This window comes from Paenibacillus gyeongsangnamensis, from assembly GCF_027533625.1.
Classification (GTDB): Bacteria; Bacillota; Bacilli; order Paenibacillales; family NBRC-103111; genus Paenibacillus_G; species Paenibacillus_G gyeongsangnamensis.
The window spans coordinates 18,825-36,459 of sequence record NZ_JAQAGZ010000001.1; the positions used below are offsets into that span (position 1 = coordinate 18,825).

Sequence of the window (17,635 nt, forward strand, 5' to 3'; positions counted from 1 at the left end):
AGAGGTTGGCTTCGAGAGAAATAAGATGGTTGATTACATGAACAATCGTCCTTACGCCAAAACATATATCTCCAACTACATCGCCCAACATATGGGAGTGGTAGAGAACCGAAAATGTCATTTTTACTAACATAAGTAATATAAATACAGAAGAGATTTATTTAATAATATTGAAAAAAATGGGTTAATAAAGTATTATTATGTTATAATTTATAACATATGAGAAAAATTTAAATAGTTTATGTTTGTTGTGTTATATTTACTGTCAATATCAATTAGATGAGGAAGAGATGAATATATACATAATTTTTTTAGTATACTATTTTTGTGAAAGCGCTTAATATTAATTTGAGAAGATATTTGACTTGGTTCAATTTTAAACTCAATCATCTTAACACTCGGTCTTTCTATCCGTCCTTCTACGATTAATGTGTATATTTCTGCTAAATCAAGCGACCACGAAACGGAAGAGGTAGTCCGTATTTTGTCAACTTTTTGTCAACTGCATGAATGGTTGGCTAGCTTGCCGAGCTACATCAAGCTTTATTCAAAAAATTAAGCATATGAGTTAGTAAATTAATTATGAAAGTCTCCGATACCAAGAATCCGTGGAGTTTCATGGTATTAAACCGTTAGAGTTCGCTTATTTTTTGTATGTAATTGTCACGATTGAAGCGTTAGCAATATCGGCAAAAGCATTGAAAAATAACAAAAGCTACGGGGGGAAGTAAAACAAATGTTAACAGGATTTAGCTTTCTCAAAAGAATCAGCTTTAAAAAAAGACTGCTGATCTATTCTCTTTTGTTCAGCGTTATTCCTGTTATTGTGCTTGGCACATTGTCGGCCTACATCACTTCAAACAGCATTCAAAACGAGGTCAATCGTAACCATCAAATCACCTTGAAGCAAATTGAATATCAAGTAGATTCTTTTTTGAAGAGTTTGGACTATGCTTCTATCCAGATAGCGGGGGATTTGATCATTGAAAAATCAATCAAGCTGGGAATATCGATGGACGACCTGGAGACCCTTGAAACCACATTGAATATGCTTGAAACGATTAAAAAATATCGCAGTTACCCGGATATTATTTACAATGTTTCGCTCGTTTATAATAAATACGACATGGTATACTCAAACCTATTTGGGCTATCTGACATAAAAGATTTTCCTTTCTACCAGGAGTTAGACTCCATTAATCCTTCACATATCGGCTCGGTCGTGATCCCTCCGAATACTTATCCGAATCAAACGGATTTATTACTGCTTAGGAACATACCCGCTTATTCTTCTTCGGCAAACGGTATCCTAGTTCTGCAGGTTGATGCCAAAAAATTATATGATTTTTTTCGTTCCGTCAACTTAGGAGACAAGAGTAAGGTAATCGTAGTGGACAATGAGGGCCGCATCGTGATGAGTAGCGATGCCCATGAAGTCGGGGTACGGCTGCTCCCAAATTCGGATTTATTCCGTTTTTGGGAAAAACCCGAGTCCTTCCTGGAATCCTACACTCTGAACAATTCGCAATACAATTTGTCGTCGCAAAAATCGTCCTTTAATAATTGGACGTATATCACGATGACACCGACAAAGGAATTGATCCGTAAATCGGAGAATATCAGGTGCATCACCTGGGTAATGGTGTTCAGCCTTATCGGGTTATGGAGTTTACTTTCTATCATCGGTTCACGGCGTTTGTATTTTCCAATTCACCGCATGACGTTAAGGCTGCCAAAGTCGTTAAAAACAAAGGATGGTCTTCAAGCTTTGGATTCGTATATGAATGAGGTGGTTGAAACAAACGAGCAATTAAAAGCACAGATTGACAAGCAGCTCCCTTATCTGAAAGAAAATGTGCTTTTGCATCTTCTGCGAGGGGAAATTACGGAGGATGAATTTATTAACGACAAAATGCACTGCGACCTGCGGCTTAAGGGCAACTGGTTTTATATTTGCGTATTTGAAGTAGATCGGTTGGTTGCCTTTAAACAGAGCTATCTTGGCAGGGATCGAAGTTTGATTGTTTATGCCCTATCCAAAATGATAGAAGAGATTTGTGAAGATTCGTTTCCCTGTGCAACGGTGAGTCCACAATTGGGGCAAGTTGCTTTAATTATTGGCACAGAGCAAAATGATGAAAAAATCGCTTTGCATATCAGCCAATTATGCGATCTCATACGCAAGAAAATAAACGAATATTTTCATTTCACGATCACCGTCGCTGTAAGCAGTACGCAAAAATATTACGGAAGTATAAATGAAGGCTATCAAGAAGCGCTGGACCTTTTAGATTTCCGCCTTTTAATTGGTAACGATATTACGATTACCCCGCAAAATGTTGAGAATCCCGATTCCATGAAACAATCTTGCCGCATTGTTGTCAAATGGCAAAAGCTGATCGTGCGAAGCATCGCTGAAGGGAAGATAGACCAAGCAGAGGATCAATTTATAAAAATGACCGAAGCGGTTCCCCAATCCGTATTCAATTCCAAACCGGTTATGGGACTGTTTACCCACCTTATCGGGGAAATCGATAGTTTATTCGAGGAGATGGGTTACGAGCTTAGCGAATTTTACCATTATAATATATACGCCAAATTATACTCTACAAGTTCAATCCAAGAAGTAAAAGAGTGGTTTTGTGAATCGTTTTTCCCATCGATCAAGCAGCATTTGGAAAACAAGAACCAATCGACGAAACGAGCGGTCATTCAGCAGGTGTTGACATATATTGGCGATAATTATGAAACAGACTTATCGCTGCAGCAGGTTTCCGATCAATTCGGTTTATCGACTTACCAATTAAGCCGAATGTTTAAGGAAGAAACAGATTCCAATTTCGTCGACTATTTAATTAAATACAGAATTTCCAAGGCAAAGGAATGGCTTGTCCATTCGGATATGCCGATTAAGGAAATAACCGAAAGGCTTTGCTATACGACCACCCAAAACTTTTCCAGGATATTTAAACAAACAACCGGAATTACACCGGGCAAATACCGCAGCGAAGTAAGGCACGGGGATAAGGCCCATTAACATCCCTATCATCATAAATGGACACTGACATTTGTGTTAGTAAAAAGGATAAAAGTCCCCATAGGGGCTTTTATCCTTTTTTGCAGCTTTGTATCTTTGAATGTAACGATTGTGTGAAAAATGGATACTTTCGGTTTATTTACTAAATGGATATAGTTATTAACAGAATGGATACGAAAAAAATTGAAAGGCAGGGAGTTTAGCGAATGATTTTGGATAAAGTTGGCGTTATCACGGATGAAGTCTCCGCCGATTTAATCGAAGCGTTGGATTGGACGGCTGAGCAAGGATTAAAGCATGTGGAAATACGGATGGTTGACGGCAATAATGTGATCGGACTGAATGACGATCAAATCCAGAAGAATTCGGGACGAAGTGGAGAAACGCGGACTGTTTGTCTCGGCAGTTGCCTCACCGTTATTTAAATGTGCATTGGACCCAGCCCGCCCTGTAACCGGTGGAGATCGATTCGGACAAGAAGAAGAGGATGTAGCGGCCCATTTTGAAAAATTGCCACGTATCCTGCAAATTGCCAAGATGCTGAATACGAGACGGATTCGGATTTTTTCCTTTTGGCGGGAAAAGGAACCGCAAGCCCATGAGGCCGAAATTGTCGGACATCTGCGGAGGGCGGCAGATATAGCTTGTAATGAAGACATCCAATTGCTGCTTGAAAATGAACCTTCCTGAAATGGCGGTTACGCCGAGGAGGTCGGCCGGATGGTCCACCATGTCAACTCCCCGGCATTAAAGGCGTTGTGGGATCTTGGAAACGAGCAGTTCGGGAGCAATCCTTTCCCGCAAGGGTACCGCCAGGTCAAAGATATCCTAGGGCACGTACATTTGAAGGACGCCAAAACTCAAGCCGACGGAAAAACGACATGTGTGCCGATAGATTCGGGAAGCGTACCATATGCCGATCAATTTAAGGCTTTGTTGAGCGATGGCTATGATGGATTGTATACGATCGAAACGCACTATATTCCTGAAGGCGGCACACCCATGCAGGGAACGGCAATGACTTTAAAAGGTTTGAGAAATTTGTTGAAGAGAGAGAACTTGGAATAACCCTTATGACTCATCACGGGCAAAGAATAGTAAGGAAATAGAACCGGAAATAAAAATAAAATACCATTTAAAGGATGGTTGATGGAATATGAAGAAGCTCAAGGTTGGCATTATTGGGCAGGGCCGTAGCGGTCGGGATATCCATGCTTTTTCATTAAATAAACTGACCGATCGTTACACGATAGCAGCGATCAGCGATCCATTGGAAGAACGCCGGCAAAGGGCGAAAAAGGAATTAGGCTGCGATACATACGGCGACTATAAGGAATTGTTTGGCAGAAATGATCTAGATTTGATTGTCAATGCCACACCCAGTCATCTACATGTCCCCATATCGCTGGAATGTCTCGATAACGGGTTCAACGTTCTTTGCGAAAAACCTCTCGCGAGACGAACGGCGGATGTTGATAAATTGATTGACGCCTCCAAAAAGTCCGGGAAGACATTGGCGATTTTCCAGCAATCCCGGTATTCCCCCGTATTTCAGCAAATTAGAAATATTATAGCCTCCGGCAAAATTGGCCGGGTTGTTCAGGTGAGCATCTCTTTTAACGGATTTGCCCGCAGATGGGATTGGCAAACGCTTCAGGAGAAAAATGGCGGTAATCTGATGAACACCGGGCCGCATCCCGTTGACCAGGCGCTGCAGCTTTTCGGAACGGATATCATGCCAAAGGTTACCTGTCTAATGGATCGTGCGAATTCTTTCGGGGATGCGGAAGATTATGTGAAATTAATTCTTTCCGGTGTGGGTCGCCCGACAATTGATCTGGAAATTTCATCCTGCTGTGTGTATCCAGGAGAAACTTATAACGTTCAAGGTACACTTGGCGGCATTAAGGGATCAAGCGACCATTTACATTGGAAATATTATAATCCTGAGGAAGCGCCGGCCCAACATCTGGTCACCGAACCGTTGACTAAGGCGGACGGTACTCCAGCCTATTGCGGTGAAGAGCTGAAATGGTATGAAGAAAGCTGGGATTTGGAGAAAAACACCGATCTTTTCAATACGATGGCGGGTCAATTTTACACAATGCTTTATAACGCTTTGGCCAATGGAGAGCCGTTAAAAATAACACCGCAGGAAGTACGGCAGCAGATTGCTGTAATGGAAGAATGCTTTAATCAAAATCCCGAATTCGGAAAGAACCATTCGTTTTAGTGCACCGGTCATGTTTTTAAAGTCAAAGGAGTTGTAACAATGAATCAGCAAACAAGAAGGGAAGAACTGTACGGTCGTCTGGGTAGGCTGCCTTCCCGCACAAGAGATATTTCCGTGACGAAAGTATTTGAAGAAGAACGCGATTCCTTTTTTCTGGAAAAGCTGGTGCTCGATTTGAATGGGATCGAGCCGGTTCCCACCTATTTTTTACGTTCCAAGAAGGCATCTGAAAAAGCCCCCGTCATTATTTATAATCATGCCAGCGGGGGCGAATACCAACTGGGAAAAAGCGAATCACTGGAAGGCAGATCGGTTTTAATGCGGCCTCCTTACGGGGAAGTGCTCACACAGCGGGGAATCTCTGTACTGTGCATGGATTGCTGGGGCTTTGAGGAACGAAGAACGAGATCGGCCAGATGGAGCTGATCAAGGAAATGTTGTGGAAAGGTCACTATATATGGGGGATAATGGTTTACGACAGTATTCGCGCGGTTGACTATCTCGTGTCAAGGCCAGATGTGGATGCTACTCGAATCGTCACTTTGGGTTTGTCAATGGGAAGCACCATGGCTTGTTGGCTGGCGGCCTTGGACACCCGTATCAAAGTTACCGTCGATATATGCTGCCTGACCGATTTTCAAGCATTGATCGAAGAAAAAGGTTTGACTGGCCGCGGCATTTATTATTACGTGCCGGACTTGTTGAATCATTTTACAACGTCTGAGATTAATGAACTGATCGCTCCGCGTCCCCATTTGAGTTTGGCGGGCGATCGCGATCAACTGACTCCGGTGAAAGGTTTAATCAAAATAGACGAGGAACTCAAAAAGGCATATCGGGAGCACGATGCGGCGGACGCCTGGAAATTGTTAAGATACGACGTGGGGCATCAGGAAACGCTGGAGATGCGCGAGGAAATTTTGTCCTTTTTGCAAAAGTGGCTTTAATGTCGACGTTTCCGGAACAATGATGGCAAATGCTTTACCGAGTTACATCAATGGATTGTTCAAAAATTAAGCAGTGAAAGTTGAGTATATTAGTAAGTTGAAGTTTAAAAGGTGAGGTGCTGTTATGAATGATCAAAAACTTGCTATTTTCGGAGGGCCAAAAGTAAAAACGACGCCTTACGGAACGGGCAAACGATTTGGTTTGGAAGAGATGAAGGAACTGACGGAGGCATTGGAACAAAACACCCTTTTTTATCATTCAGGCAAAAAAGTAAAGCAATTTCTTCACGATTTCAATCAATTATACGGGGCTAAGTATAGTGTCGCTACATCTTCCGGCACCGCGGCAATTCATGTTGCCCTTGGAGCTGCGGGAATCACTGAAGGCGATGAAGTAATTACTAGCCCGATTACGGACCAAGGGACGTTAATCGGCATTTTATACCAAAACGCGATTCCCGTATTCGCCGATCTAGATCCTCATACATATAACATGGATCCACAATCTATCGAATCACGGATTACACCGCGCACCAAAGCACTCCTAGTTGTCCACCTTGCCGGCAACGTAGCAGATATGGATGCGATCATGGAAATTGCCGACAAACATAATCTCAAGGTGATCGAAGATTGCGCACAAAGTTATTTAGCACGCTATAGAGGCAGATTGGCTGGTACCATAGGAGACTATGGCTGTTTCAGTACTAACGACTTCAAACATATGTCTACAGGCGACGGCGGCATTGTGACGGTTAACTCCGGTAAAGAGGAGGATTTCCACATTACCCACGCCTTTGCAGACAAAAACTATCAGCGTTTCGGGACGGCCGTAGTGCGTGATTTAAATTATTTAGCTCCCAACTACCGGATGACCGAGCTGCAGGGCGCCGTTGGAATCGCCCAGCTAAAGAAACTGCTTGCGATATGTGAGAAAAGGCATCAATACGGAGAGCGGCTTACCAATGGATTAAAGGGGCTTAAGGGGATTTCACCACATCAAGTCATCGACGGCGTATGGTGCTCATACTGGTTCTATATGCTGCGGTTGAACGAATCCGAGTTGAACTGTACGCGAGAAGAGTTTGCAAAGGCACTGTCGGAAGAAGGAATCAGCTGCAACGCAGGATATATCCCTCAGGTTGTGTACATGCAGCCCCTCTTCCAAAAGCGCCAGGCCTACTTGAACAGTCAATATCCTTTTGATTTAACAGGCATAACTTATGAAGAAGGGTTGTGTCCGGAAGCAGAACACATTCTGAAGACAGCAATCCGAATTCCGGTAAATGAATTCTTTACTGCACAGGATCTTGATGAAACCATTCAAGGTGTAAGAAAAGTGACGAGTTATTATACCCAATAACAAAGGAGAACGGTACAATGCACAAAACGTTAAAAATTGGCATGATTGGTTTGGATACTTCCCATTGCATAGCTTTTACCAAATTACTCAATGACGTAAACAACGAATATCATGTTCCCGGTGGCAAGGTGGAGGTGGCGTTTCCCGGAGGCTCGCAGGACTTTGAATTAAGCAGTTCAAGAGTAGAGGTGTATACAAATCAATTGCGCGATGAGTTCCACGTTCAGATCGTCGAGTCTCCTGAAGCTGTTGCTGAATCCTGCGATGCGATTCTATTGGAATCGGTTGATGGTCGTGTCCATTTAGAACAATTTAGAAAGATCGCCCCGTTCGGCAAGCCGGTATTCGTCGATAAACCGTTTGCAGTAAACGGGGAAGCGGCGAAGGAAATTGCCGCTCTGGCCGAACAGTACAATATCCGATTGATGAGCGCATCCGCTCTTCGTTATGCGGAAGGCTTGTCCGAAGCTATTCGCCAATCGGAAAAAGGCGAAATCATTGGCGCCGAAACATATGGTCCTATGGCGATCGTGCCTACTCAGCCGGGTTTTTTCTGGTACGGGATCCACTCGGTCGAGATGTTATTTACCATTCTTGGCGGCAACTGCGAACAGGTGAAGACCATAACAAATGAAAATCATGATGTCATTGTCGGCTTGTGGGAAGACGGCCGCATCGGGACGGTGCGCGGGAACCGTAAAGGCAATAATACTTTCGGAGCCTTGATACATCGCGAAAAAGGAAGTGATTTTGTCGATGTTTATGACAATCCTAAGCCATATTACGCTAGTTTGCTGGAAAAAATAATGGTGATGTTCCAGGAAGGCAAACATGATATTAGCATTGACGACACATTGCAGATTGTGCGCTTTCTTGAGGCGGCAAATGAGAGCAGAATTACAGGCAAATCTGTTGTCCTATAGAAAGACTGTCTTACATACTACTGATGAGATTGTATTAAAAGACTTAAGAGATTATTTCTCTTGAGTCTTTTTCTCAAATACGTTTGTACAAAAAAGAGTGAACAACATTCGCTGGTAAGTTCTCGGTAGAGATGACGAAGGCCGACTGTTGATGTTAAGTATAGAGGCGCAGAAGCAAGAAAGTGAAACAGCATCAATGCCAGAAAAAATACCTCTGATAATTTTTTGAAAGGCAAGAACACATGCCCAGCAAGGTAGGGGTTTATTGTTCAACCCTCGTATCAAACTTTGCATAGATGTATCTTTTTTTTAGAAAGAGTCCAAATAAATAGATACTTTTGTTTTATACGAGATCTCAGTAAAATGATTTTTGTGAAGGAGGTCTGGATGAAATGGAAACCCTATCAACAAACCCAATAAATAATGTCCCACAGATTAATAAAACGGGTAAGCATTCGGTGAGCAAAAAACTTTGGAAAAGCCGCTACATGTATGCTTTTGTTTTGCCGGGAACGATCTTTTTTATTCTTTATCGCTACATCCCACTGCTAGGCTCCGTTATCGCATTTCAAAACTATAGTCCGTTTCAGGGATTTATCCACAGCCAATGGGTGGGGTTCAGCAACTTTCAGCGAATATTTGCAAGTGCGGATGTCGTCCAGGTAATAATTAACACACTGACGTTATCGTTACTGCAAATTGCGTTCGCTTTTCCGGTACCGATAATTCTTGCTCTGATGTTGAACGAAGTAAGAAACGATTTTTTTAAAAAATTTATTCAATCAATCGTTTATTTGCCGCATTTTTTGTCTTGGGTTATCGTTGCCAGCATTATTACAATCTTTTTGCGCAGCGACGGATTAGTCAACATTTTTTTGCACGATATGTTCGGTACAAATCCCATTCAATTTTTACAAATTCCAGCCCTCTTTAAACCGATTGTTGTTCTGGAATTGATCTGGAAAGAGTCGGGCTGGGGAACGATTATATTTTTAGCCGCTTTAGCCGGGGTGAATCCGGAATTATATGAAGCCGCATTAGTGGACGGGGCCAACCGCTGGAGAAGAATATGGCATATTACGCTGCCAGCCATTCGCAGCACGTTCGTCATTTTATTAATTCTTCGCTTGGGAAATGTACTTGATAACGGCTTTGAGCAAATTTTCCTGATGCTGAATCCTTACGTCAACGACGTTGGAAACGTGCTTGACACTTACGTTTATTACAAGGGGATACAGCAGTCCGATTTCAGCTTCGCCACCGCCGTCGGTTTGTTCAAGTCGGTTGTCGGATTGATACTTGTTCTCGGGGCCAATCAGTTAGCCAAGCGATTTGGTGAAGAGGGGATCTATTAAGCAAATTTTAAAAAAATGAGGTGAAAATACCGATATGCTGCATCGAACGCTTGGGGAGCGAATTACAGACGTTATTAACACGATTTTGCTCTTACTTATTGCGATTGCAATGTTCTTTCCTTTCGTTTATATATTTTCTGTATCGTTTTCTTCTATAGACGATTATCTGCAGAGTAATTTTGTTTTATGGCCGAAGCATTGGGTGTTGGACGCATACAAATATACTCTGCAAAACGATCGATTCATTCACTCGATTTTTATAACGATTTATATTACCGTGATAGGCACATTATGTAATCTCGCATTCACTTCAACGATGGCTTACGGGCTTTCGAAAAACTTTTACGGGCAAAAAATTTTCATGCTCATGGTTTTGTTTTCTTTTTTGTTTGGCGCTGGTATTATTCCGACTTACCTTATCGTTAAAGCGACCGGACTTATTAATTCGATATGGGCTTTAATAATGCCTGTTCTGATCAGTCCTTGGAATTTAATCGTATTCCGACAATTTTTCAAAAGTATTCCGGAGGAACTGAACGAGTCGGCGTATATGGATGGAGCCAATGAATTTAAAATCTTTTCGCGTATCATATTGCCGCTATCCAAACCGGCGATGGCCACTTTCGGATTGTTCTATGCCGTTATGCTCTGGAACAACTACTTCACCGGGATTTTATACTTGAACGATCCTACCAAATGGCCAATTCAGGTGCTGCTTCGGCAAATTGTCGTGGTCAACGATATGACTGCCATTTCGGCAACAGCGAATCAAATGCTGACGAATCCTCCTCCAGCAGAAACGATTCAAATGGTGTCCATTTTATTGGCAACGGTTCCTATCCTCATCATCTATCCATTTCTGCAAAAACATTTTGCTAAAGGGGTGATGTTAGGCTCGGTCAAAGGTTAATTTGTTTAATTTTTCTGTAACAGGGGTTGTAAAAAAAATATGGAGGTGCTTATATGAAAGCAAGAACCGGATTAGGTTTGTTGGTCGTTGTTAGTCTGCTGCTTTCCGCCGCATGTTCAAGCGCCAGTAAACCGGCAGCGACGGGAACGGACGAAGGAAGCGCGGGAGGCAGTTCGAACGCTCCTACGGCAAGCAGTAAAAGCGGCGGGACTGATGGAAAGACATACGACGTCAACTTCATGAACTTTGCCTACACGATATTTCCACCGGCAACAGGCCCGGCAATAGATGCTATTAAGGCAAAGTACAATGTGAACGTTCATTCTCAATTTATTGCCAATGCCGATTTCAAGAATAAGCTGAGCGTCGTTATGGCTTCCGGGGATATGCCCGATGTCGTCGAAATTGATTATGCCGATCAAAATTATCACAAATGGGCCGGACAAGGCGCATTTCTGCCACTTGATCAGTACATCAATCAATACCCGACGTTCAAAGAGGTCCCCGATTCGATCTACAATCAATTTAAAGTGAACGGTCATATTTACAGCATTCCGACTTATTCGCCGACCTACACCTTCAGCGGCCTCATCCGCCAGGACTGGTTGGATAACCTGGGCTTAAAAATGCCGACCAATTACCAAGAACTGTTAAATGTGGCGATCGCCTTTACGAAAAACGATCCGGACAAAAACGGAAAGAATGATACGTATGGCTTTGCGCTCGGGCAAGACATCTCTCCCAATTATATGATGGGCGCCTGGTGGTCCGACGCCTGGTATCATAAAAGTCAAGACGGCAATTATATACCGGGCATCATTGGTCCCGGACGCAAAGAGATCATTCAAACACTTCACGACGCTTACGCTCAGGGTGGGGTGACGAAGGACTTCGCGGTCCTGAATTGGGCGCAAGTCAATAAAGAATTTTATTCCGGCAAAGCCGGTATATTTATCGGTACCCCTAGCGGCATGGTCGAGGACTATTATCTCGGATTGCTGAAAGTTGATCCAAAAGCGAAGCTTTCCCCCATCCCTTTCTTTACATCACCGGACGGCAGACAGGGCGGACAGAAAGGCCCTGGATATTTTGGTTTGGCTACGCTTTCCAGCAAGTTGAAGGACGACCCGGGCAAAGTGAAGAAAATATTGCAGATTATGGATGACGGCCGCACATTCATTCCCTATGCTCAGCGCAATCCACAGAACCAACAGTTCGATTGGGAGTTTGGCGGTGTAGGTAAAGGTTACGAGATGAAGAACGGTATACCTGTGCTACTACCGAAATCCGAAGGAATTACACCAATCCAATACATGATGCAGAGAAACGAATTTTGGAAACCATGGGCGCCAAGCAACGCAGCTAACGAATACGACAAAACCTACAATTCGCCTGAAATGCAAGCTCTTATCAAGTCGATAGAAGACATGGAAATACAGTATAACAAGCAACCGTATGACGACCCTTCTTTAGGCGTTTACTCGGAAACGAACGCAACTAAAGGAACCGACTTGGCCAAATTTATTAACGGTGAGGAAACGAAGATGATTTCAGGTCAGCGTCCAATCTCCGACTGGGAAAAAATGGTTCAAGAATGGAAAGATCGTGGTGGTGCTCAATGGATTAAAGAAGTGAACGACGGTATTAAAGCGAAAGGCAAATAATCGTTGAAAAAATGCAACCTCGCCGTGGCTTATGCTGCGGCGTGGATTTTTCCACAAGGTGTAAAATGGGAAATGAAGAGAAGGGGGCATGAGTATGCAAGATCGTAAGTCAGTACATGAAAATATGTGCCGGGTACTTCGTGAATTTATGCCAGTGTTAAAATCGTGGACAGTGGGCAAAGAGCAAAAAATGAAGGAACCGTTCGAAACAGAATACAGTGAGAATTATGCTCCGGCTAATGCAGCGGTTATTTATGCAAGTGTTTATCGCAATCACAAAGCTGCGGAGGATCTTGATTCGCTTCGCATCATGATCGCGAGATCCGTCACTTTGCTGAAGGATAAAGAAGTGAGCCCTTTCTGCCGCGTGTTTATTTTTCATTACAGCATGATGGCGTTATTAATATTGCCTGCACTGGAACGATTGGCTTTTGCTGAGCGATACAAAGATTTTTATGCGCGGTATGAGGATGACTGCAAACAGATCAATACGAACTGCGCCGCGTTGCAGTGGGGCATCGAATTGTTCGTGGATGCGCTGGGTTGCCGTCCGGTGGATGAGACTTATTTGAATGAATTATTGGATTTTGTCGAACACGGACAAAACGAATACGGGTTTATTAACGATGAAATAGACCCACAAAAAACAAAACAAGACGGTATGCCGATTGCTTACCATGCCTTTACGCTGTTTATTTTGACGGGCGCCATCGCCGTAATCGAAAATTGGAAACCGACTCTTATTTCGCAGAAAACCCGGGCAGAGGCGATTATTGCCAAGGGATTGGAATGGTTGAAGCATGCTGTATCCTTTGACGGTTTCTTTGCCATGGTGGAGAGAAGTAGCTATCAAATGTTTACTTGGGGAACATTTGTTGCTCTTTACAGTTACTCGGGAATGCAGATGGAGGGGTTTCTAAACAGGGCGTTTGAAAATTGGCTGCCTTATCAACATAAGGACGGAACCTACGGCGTAACACCAAATCATTTACCGCATGAGCTGCGAACCGGGTACGAGGGATACTCCCATGTGAACATGTACAATAACTTGGGGTTAACGGGAATTGCTGTGGCAGTACGAATTTTGGAGAGAGACATAACGATGGATTCAAGCAAGGTATCCGCGGATCTGCCGCAAAATAGCCAATTCATTGATGTGCAGAGCGGGTACGCTTTTATACGCAGAGGGTTTGATTTTTTTGGGTGCACGCTGCGCATGCATAACCGCAAATACGTTCCCGCGATGCAAGCATTCCACGTTCGTTTGGCGGATTGCAGGTTGCCTTTGGCGGAAGCGAAATTTGAAGGATATCGGCAAAAGGATCAGCGTTTCCTGTCTGAGGGCGTGTGGGAAGGATATTTATTGACGGACAATGAAGGCCACAAGCACTTTCCTGACATGACGGAGAATGTGCAGGTTATTACAACCCGTGATGGGATTGAGATGGAAACCGAAAACGAATTTCTTTACTGCAAGAAGTTGATCGCGCTTTTGTGTAATGGGATTGAGTGGAACTACACAATAAAACCGAAGCGGGATTTCCTTTCATGCGAGCAGGTCTTGCCGATACTATTGCATGACGGTAAGGAAGGCTCTCAAGTGATAGAAAAGAGTGCGCAGATGCTTCATATACATTATGGAGAACGCAAATTTGCATTAAGCTGCAGCGCTTCCAAGCAAATCGGAACTTCATTGCATCGCTCTCTGCTCTCAGTAAGCGGAGTTTCCACGAAGGCTCATCTTAAAATCGAAGGTTTTTGCAATGTTGGTGCGGAATTGCGGTGGAGCACGAGGTTAGAATTGATTTAGGCATTAATAGATCATCTGCACGGATGACTTTCTCCGTGCTTTGAAGGAGGTACATGCCCGTTTCTATGAAGTTAAAAGTGTGAGGAGCCTATTCCGATTGAGGTTGAAGGTATGACTGAGCTTGAACTGTAGTTATCATTTGAGAAATAATTCTGAAATGGAGATGGACGCTTTGATTATCGATGCCCATAATCACCCGGATTGGTACGGCTACAACTTGGAAAGATTTATTGAAAATATGGATCAATACAATATCGATAAAACTTGGTTGTTAAGCTGGGAGGCGCCGCATGACGAGTACGATCCAAATTATATTAAAAAAGTGCCGGATTACGGTCCCAACGGGCCTATTTCGTTTGAACGCTGTATCTCTTATGTTCAGCGCCGCCCGGATAAATTTATCCTTGGGTATGCGCCTGATCCCCGCCGTCCGGAAGCGATTGATCGCCTTAGTTCAGCTATCGATCTTTACGGGGTACGCGTATATGGAGAAATTAAATTGCGCATGATGTACGACAATCCCGATGCTATCCGCCTGTTCCGTTTCTGCGGAGAAAAAGGACTTCCTGTCGTTGTACATATCGATTACGAATTCAGTACGGGTAAAGAATACCCGCGCCCGAACTGGTGGTACGGCGGCGGGATTGATTCCTTTGAACGGGCTGTCCAAGCATGCCCGGAAACAATTTTTCTCGGCCACGCTCCTGGCTTCTGGGCGCATATTTCCGGGGACAATCAGTATGACAAGGTCGCTTATCCAAAAGGAAAAGTGGAGCCCGGTGGGAAAGTAATTAAGATGTTAAGAAGTTTGCCTAACCTTTATTGCGATATTTCTGCTGGTTCCGGCTGCAATGCGTTTAATCGCGACCTTGAATTCGCCAAATCATTTTTTCTTGAGTTTCAGGATCGTATCCTATATGGCAGAGATTATTTTGATAATATACATCAAGAACTTTTAAACAGTTTAGGGCTGCCGGAAGATGTGTTGTATAAAATTTATTCAGGTAATGCCCTTAAGCTGGTACCGCTGGAAAAAGGATGAACTTCACATCAACCATGAGTGAAATGGATGGGCATGATATACAACAAATATTGGGTTACTTTGTCAAAAAAAATCAATCGATTTCTGTTGAATGTTTCTGAGTATAAAGCATATGCAGACCGTGAATAGTTTAAATTGACTATTTTTGAAAGCTGGGGAATGCAGGAGATGGAAGATTCGCAACTGCATTTGAAAGCAGCGAGAGGAGTACAAAATGAAAAAAACAATTAGTACTTGGCAACAGTTTCAGGAATCTTGGGAAGGAGTGATTAACTTTCTGATGGATGGCGAATGTATACCGTTCTCTTATTCCATGCCGTCCATTGAGCATATTGTTGACGAACTGCGTTATGATCCAGAAACGAGAATTACTATTGGAACCAAAGGAAAGTCGCTTGATTTAAGGGATGTCGCAGAATCAGTTCGTCGTTTATCCATTGAGGAGGCCCTCCATTCCCCATTTGCTATGGCACATTTCAAGTTGCAGAAGTTTTACAATCCCGGAAAACTTTTAGATGGATTTGAAGAAGACGTGATGGAACCATGGAAAAGGGCACTCAAATCGGCGGGTTTCACTTGGACAAGATGTTATCCCATTTTATTTATCAGTGGTCCACAGTGCGCCACAAATTACCACATGGATTATTCGCATGTTCTGGCTTGGCAAATTTATGGAACCAAACTTTTCACAGGTCTCAAAGATCCTGATCGCTGGGCACCGCTCGAAACGCGCATTCATTGTAAAGGTGTACAAAGACCTGAAGGCATTACAGAAGAAGATGAACTAACATATGTAATGACACCGGGAACTGTCTTGTGGAATACCTTTTTGACACCCCATTGGGTAGAGGCATCCGATAAAATAGCTTGCAGTATCAATATCTCACACGGAGGCTTAAGCTATCGAGGCAAGTTATGCCGCCATGAAGATGAATTGAAACTATGGCAGCTCGAACACCCCGATGAGGAAGAAGTACTTAACTCCTACACTCCCAATTATTTGCAGTAAGAATCGCATGTGAAAAGAAGCCAATCACTATGCAGCAAGACGGGACCTCAAATTTAAGCAAGACTTCACTTGTAAGGTACTATCTAACCTTCTGCAACACGACGGTAAAAACGGAACCCACGGCTCGTCACTTCATCTGTAAGTGGGTTATCTACAAGGGCTCAAAAATGAAAATCAATAGTATGTTCAGTGCATATACTTCATTGAGTGGTTGTGCTAAATTGGAATTGATTAAGGTAAAGGGGAATATCAATGGGGTACAAATTCAGTAAATTCAATGAAGCGGTTCTGCTACCTGAGATTATTCTGGAGCATGAGGCTTCTGTATTTCTTGAAATAGAAAGGTGGACAGTCATCCGCCGCGAGATCTTGACTAAATTATGTTTAACCTTAGGGAATTTTCCTCCATCGGTTCCTGCGAGTTTCGAAGTCTTGGGGGAAGATTTGATCGAAGGAAGAATTGTCCAGAAGAAAATTTGCTACGCGTCAAATGATGGTGATAAAGTTCCAGCATACTTGCTGTATGCTCAAGATGCGGTGCAGGGCTCTGCCACGATCCCGTCTGTTCTGGCTCTTCATCAAACCGTAACCCAGGGTAAAGATGAAGTCGTCGGAATTTCCGGTAATTCGGATTTAATGTATGGACTGGAATTAGCTCGGCGAGGCTATGCCGTGCTTGCTCCGGATGTGCTCTCCGCAGGTGAAAGGATATTTGGCGGAAAAAAACCTTACCAAACCGCCCCATTTGAAGATCGGTATCCAGAATGGTCCATGATCGGAAAGATGATTTACGATCACCAACAGGGATTGGACACTCTGTCCTTATTCGATTTTGTCGATATGAATCGCATTGGCGTGATCGGTCATTCTCTTGGGGGAACTAACGCTTTTTTCTTGGCCGCCTTTGACAATCGAATCAAAGCGGTTGTAAGTAGCTGTGGTTTTGGATCGTTTGCCGGAGACCCCACTCCAGAACGGTGGGGACTTCGTAGAGAATGGTTCACCTATATTCCGAAATTGAATGAATTTCTTAGTAAAGGCGAGGCGCCATTTGAATTTAATGAAGTGGCGGCAGCCATTGCTCCAAGAGCCTATTTTAATTGGTCTACTCAAAATGATAAATTTTTTCCTCATTGGGAAGCTATCGGTAAATCTATGCTTACAATTAAACGAGTTTATGATGGTTTAGAAGTACCGCAGAAATTTTCTTCCCTTATCGGTGAAGGCGAGCACAGTTTTCCTGCTCCGATTAGAAAGATGGCTTATCAATGGTTGGATCGCCAACTGAACGACAATCATGATTGAGGAGACAGGACAAAATTGTTAGCGTCTACAAAACGGTCAA

Annotated in this window: 16 protein-coding genes; 15 read left to right on the plus strand and 1 reads right to left on the minus strand. The window is 43.3% G+C overall.

Annotation, left to right across the window (positions count from 1 at the left end; translation table 11 throughout):
• Window positions 1-736 precede the first annotated feature (736 nt).
• Both O9H85_RS00100 and O9H85_RS00105 read left to right on the plus strand, forming a co-directional pair.
• Window positions 737-3,037 carry an AraC family transcriptional regulator gene (locus O9H85_RS00100; RefSeq protein ID WP_269879241.1) on the plus strand — a complete coding sequence of 767 codons (2,301 nt, stop codon included), beginning with the start codon at window positions 737-739 and terminating at the stop codon, window positions 3,035-3,037.
• A gap of 206 nt (window positions 3,038-3,243) precedes the next feature.
• On the plus strand, window positions 3,244-3,462 hold the full coding sequence (locus tag O9H85_RS00105) for a hypothetical protein (RefSeq protein WP_269879242.1): 219 nt from the start codon (window positions 3,244-3,246) through the stop codon (window positions 3,460-3,462).
• Here the strand turns inward: O9H85_RS00105 and O9H85_RS00110 are convergent.
• Window positions 3,455-3,769, minus strand: a complete 315-nt coding sequence (locus tag O9H85_RS00110; protein ID WP_269879243.1) for a hypothetical protein — start codon at window positions 3,767-3,769, stop codon at window positions 3,455-3,457. The genes O9H85_RS00105 and O9H85_RS00110 overlap by 8 nt on opposite strands.
• Between O9H85_RS00110 and O9H85_RS00115 the strand changes: the two genes are divergently transcribed.
• The 13 genes from O9H85_RS00115 (at window position 3,758) to O9H85_RS00175 (ending at window position 17,595) form a co-directional block, all read left to right on the plus strand.
• Window positions 3,758-4,105, plus strand: coding sequence for a sugar phosphate isomerase/epimerase family protein (locus O9H85_RS00115; protein WP_269879244.1), 348 nt, complete (start codon window positions 3,758-3,760; stop codon window positions 4,103-4,105). The genes O9H85_RS00110 and O9H85_RS00115 overlap by 12 nt on opposite strands.
• Window positions 4,106-4,193: 88 nt before the next feature.
• Window positions 4,194-5,270, plus strand: a complete 1,077-nt coding sequence (locus O9H85_RS00120; protein ID WP_269879245.1) for a Gfo/Idh/MocA family protein — start codon at window positions 4,194-4,196, stop codon at window positions 5,268-5,270.
• A gap of 39 nt (window positions 5,271-5,309) precedes the next feature.
• A complete protein-coding gene (locus O9H85_RS00125; RefSeq protein ID WP_269879246.1) occupies window positions 5,310-5,696 on the plus strand; it encodes a hypothetical protein in 387 nt (128 codons plus the stop codon).
• Complete coding sequence (locus O9H85_RS00130; protein ID WP_269879247.1) at window positions 5,687-6,217, plus strand: alpha/beta hydrolase family protein; 531 nt, start codon at window positions 5,687-5,689, stop codon at window positions 6,215-6,217. Before O9H85_RS00125 ends, O9H85_RS00130 begins: the two co-directional genes overlap by 10 nt.
• Window positions 6,218-6,341: 124 nt before the next feature.
• The gene (locus tag O9H85_RS00135) at window positions 6,342-7,577 is read left to right on the plus strand and encodes a DegT/DnrJ/EryC1/StrS family aminotransferase (protein ID WP_269879248.1); all 1,236 of its coding nucleotides are present in this window, start codon (window positions 6,342-6,344) and stop codon (window positions 7,575-7,577) included.
• Window positions 7,578-7,594: 17 nt separating this feature from the next.
• Window positions 7,595-8,500, plus strand: coding sequence for a Gfo/Idh/MocA family protein (locus O9H85_RS00140; RefSeq protein WP_269879249.1), 906 nt, complete (start codon window positions 7,595-7,597; stop codon window positions 8,498-8,500).
• Between the two features lie 392 nt (window positions 8,501-8,892).
• The gene (locus tag O9H85_RS00145; RefSeq protein ID WP_409348072.1) at window positions 8,893-9,855 is read left to right on the plus strand and encodes an ABC transporter permease; all 963 of its coding nucleotides are present in this window, start codon (window positions 8,893-8,895) and stop codon (window positions 9,853-9,855) included.
• A gap of 34 nt (window positions 9,856-9,889) precedes the next feature.
• Window positions 9,890-10,765, plus strand: coding sequence for a carbohydrate ABC transporter permease (locus O9H85_RS00150; RefSeq protein ID WP_269879250.1), 876 nt, complete (start codon window positions 9,890-9,892; stop codon window positions 10,763-10,765).
• Between the two features lie 53 nt (window positions 10,766-10,818).
• Window positions 10,819-12,429 carry an extracellular solute-binding protein gene (locus tag O9H85_RS00155; protein ID WP_269879251.1) on the plus strand — a complete coding sequence of 537 codons (1,611 nt, stop codon included), beginning with the start codon at window positions 10,819-10,821 and terminating at the stop codon, window positions 12,427-12,429.
• Between the two features lie 94 nt (window positions 12,430-12,523).
• Entirely contained in the window at window positions 12,524-14,239 is a 1,716-nt protein-coding gene (locus O9H85_RS00160) for a hypothetical protein (protein ID WP_269879252.1), read from the plus strand.
• Window positions 14,240-14,411: 172 nt separating this feature from the next.
• Window positions 14,412-15,281 carry an amidohydrolase family protein gene (locus tag O9H85_RS00165; RefSeq protein ID WP_269879253.1) on the plus strand — a complete coding sequence of 290 codons (870 nt, stop codon included), beginning with the start codon at window positions 14,412-14,414 and terminating at the stop codon, window positions 15,279-15,281.
• Between the two features lie 214 nt (window positions 15,282-15,495).
• The gene (locus O9H85_RS00170; RefSeq protein WP_269879254.1) at window positions 15,496-16,290 is read left to right on the plus strand and encodes a hypothetical protein; all 795 of its coding nucleotides are present in this window, start codon (window positions 15,496-15,498) and stop codon (window positions 16,288-16,290) included.
• A gap of 252 nt (window positions 16,291-16,542) precedes the next feature.
• Window positions 16,543-17,595: a dienelactone hydrolase family protein gene (locus tag O9H85_RS00175; protein ID WP_269879256.1), complete on the plus strand. Its 1,053-nt coding sequence runs from the start codon at window positions 16,543-16,545 to the stop codon at window positions 17,593-17,595.
• Window positions 17,596-17,635: the final 40 nt, after the last annotated feature.

What these genes read in the sequence shown, in the direction of transcription:
- O9H85_RS00115 (WP_269879244.1), top strand. Translation starts at nt 3,758, where the DNA reads ATGGTCCACCATGTCAACTCCCCGGCATTAAAGGCGTTGTGGGATCTT.
- O9H85_RS00120 (WP_269879245.1), top strand. Translation starts at nt 4,194, where the DNA reads ATGAAGAAGCTCAAGGTTGGCATTATTGGGCAGGGCCGTAGCGGTCGG.
- O9H85_RS00135 (WP_269879248.1), top strand. Translation starts at nt 6,342, where the DNA reads ATGAATGATCAAAAACTTGCTATTTTCGGAGGGCCAAAAGTAAAAACG.
- O9H85_RS00150 (WP_269879250.1), top strand. Translation starts at nt 9,890, where the DNA reads ATGCTGCATCGAACGCTTGGGGAGCGAATTACAGACGTTATTAACACG.
- O9H85_RS00100 (WP_269879241.1), top strand. Translation starts at nt 737, where the DNA reads ATGTTAACAGGATTTAGCTTTCTCAAAAGAATCAGCTTTAAAAAAAGA.
- O9H85_RS00170 (WP_269879254.1), top strand. Translation starts at nt 15,496, where the DNA reads ATGAAAAAAACAATTAGTACTTGGCAACAGTTTCAGGAATCTTGGGAA.
- O9H85_RS00175 (WP_269879256.1), top strand. Translation starts at nt 16,543, where the DNA reads ATGGGGTACAAATTCAGTAAATTCAATGAAGCGGTTCTGCTACCTGAG.
- O9H85_RS00110 (WP_269879243.1), bottom strand. Translation starts at nt 3,769, where the DNA reads ATGGTGGACCATCCGGCCGACCTCCTCGGCGTAACCGCCATTTCAGGA.
- O9H85_RS00140 (WP_269879249.1), top strand. Translation starts at nt 7,595, where the DNA reads ATGCACAAAACGTTAAAAATTGGCATGATTGGTTTGGATACTTCCCAT.
- O9H85_RS00160 (WP_269879252.1), top strand. Translation starts at nt 12,524, where the DNA reads ATGCAAGATCGTAAGTCAGTACATGAAAATATGTGCCGGGTACTTCGT.
- O9H85_RS00155 (WP_269879251.1), top strand. Translation starts at nt 10,819, where the DNA reads ATGAAAGCAAGAACCGGATTAGGTTTGTTGGTCGTTGTTAGTCTGCTG.
- O9H85_RS00125 (WP_269879246.1), top strand. Translation starts at nt 5,310, where the DNA reads ATGAATCAGCAAACAAGAAGGGAAGAACTGTACGGTCGTCTGGGTAGG.
- O9H85_RS00145 (WP_409348072.1), top strand. Translation starts at nt 8,893, where the DNA reads ATGGAAACCCTATCAACAAACCCAATAAATAATGTCCCACAGATTAAT.
- O9H85_RS00105 (WP_269879242.1), top strand. Translation starts at nt 3,244, where the DNA reads ATGATTTTGGATAAAGTTGGCGTTATCACGGATGAAGTCTCCGCCGAT.
- O9H85_RS00130 (WP_269879247.1), top strand. Translation starts at nt 5,687, where the DNA reads ATGGAGCTGATCAAGGAAATGTTGTGGAAAGGTCACTATATATGGGGG.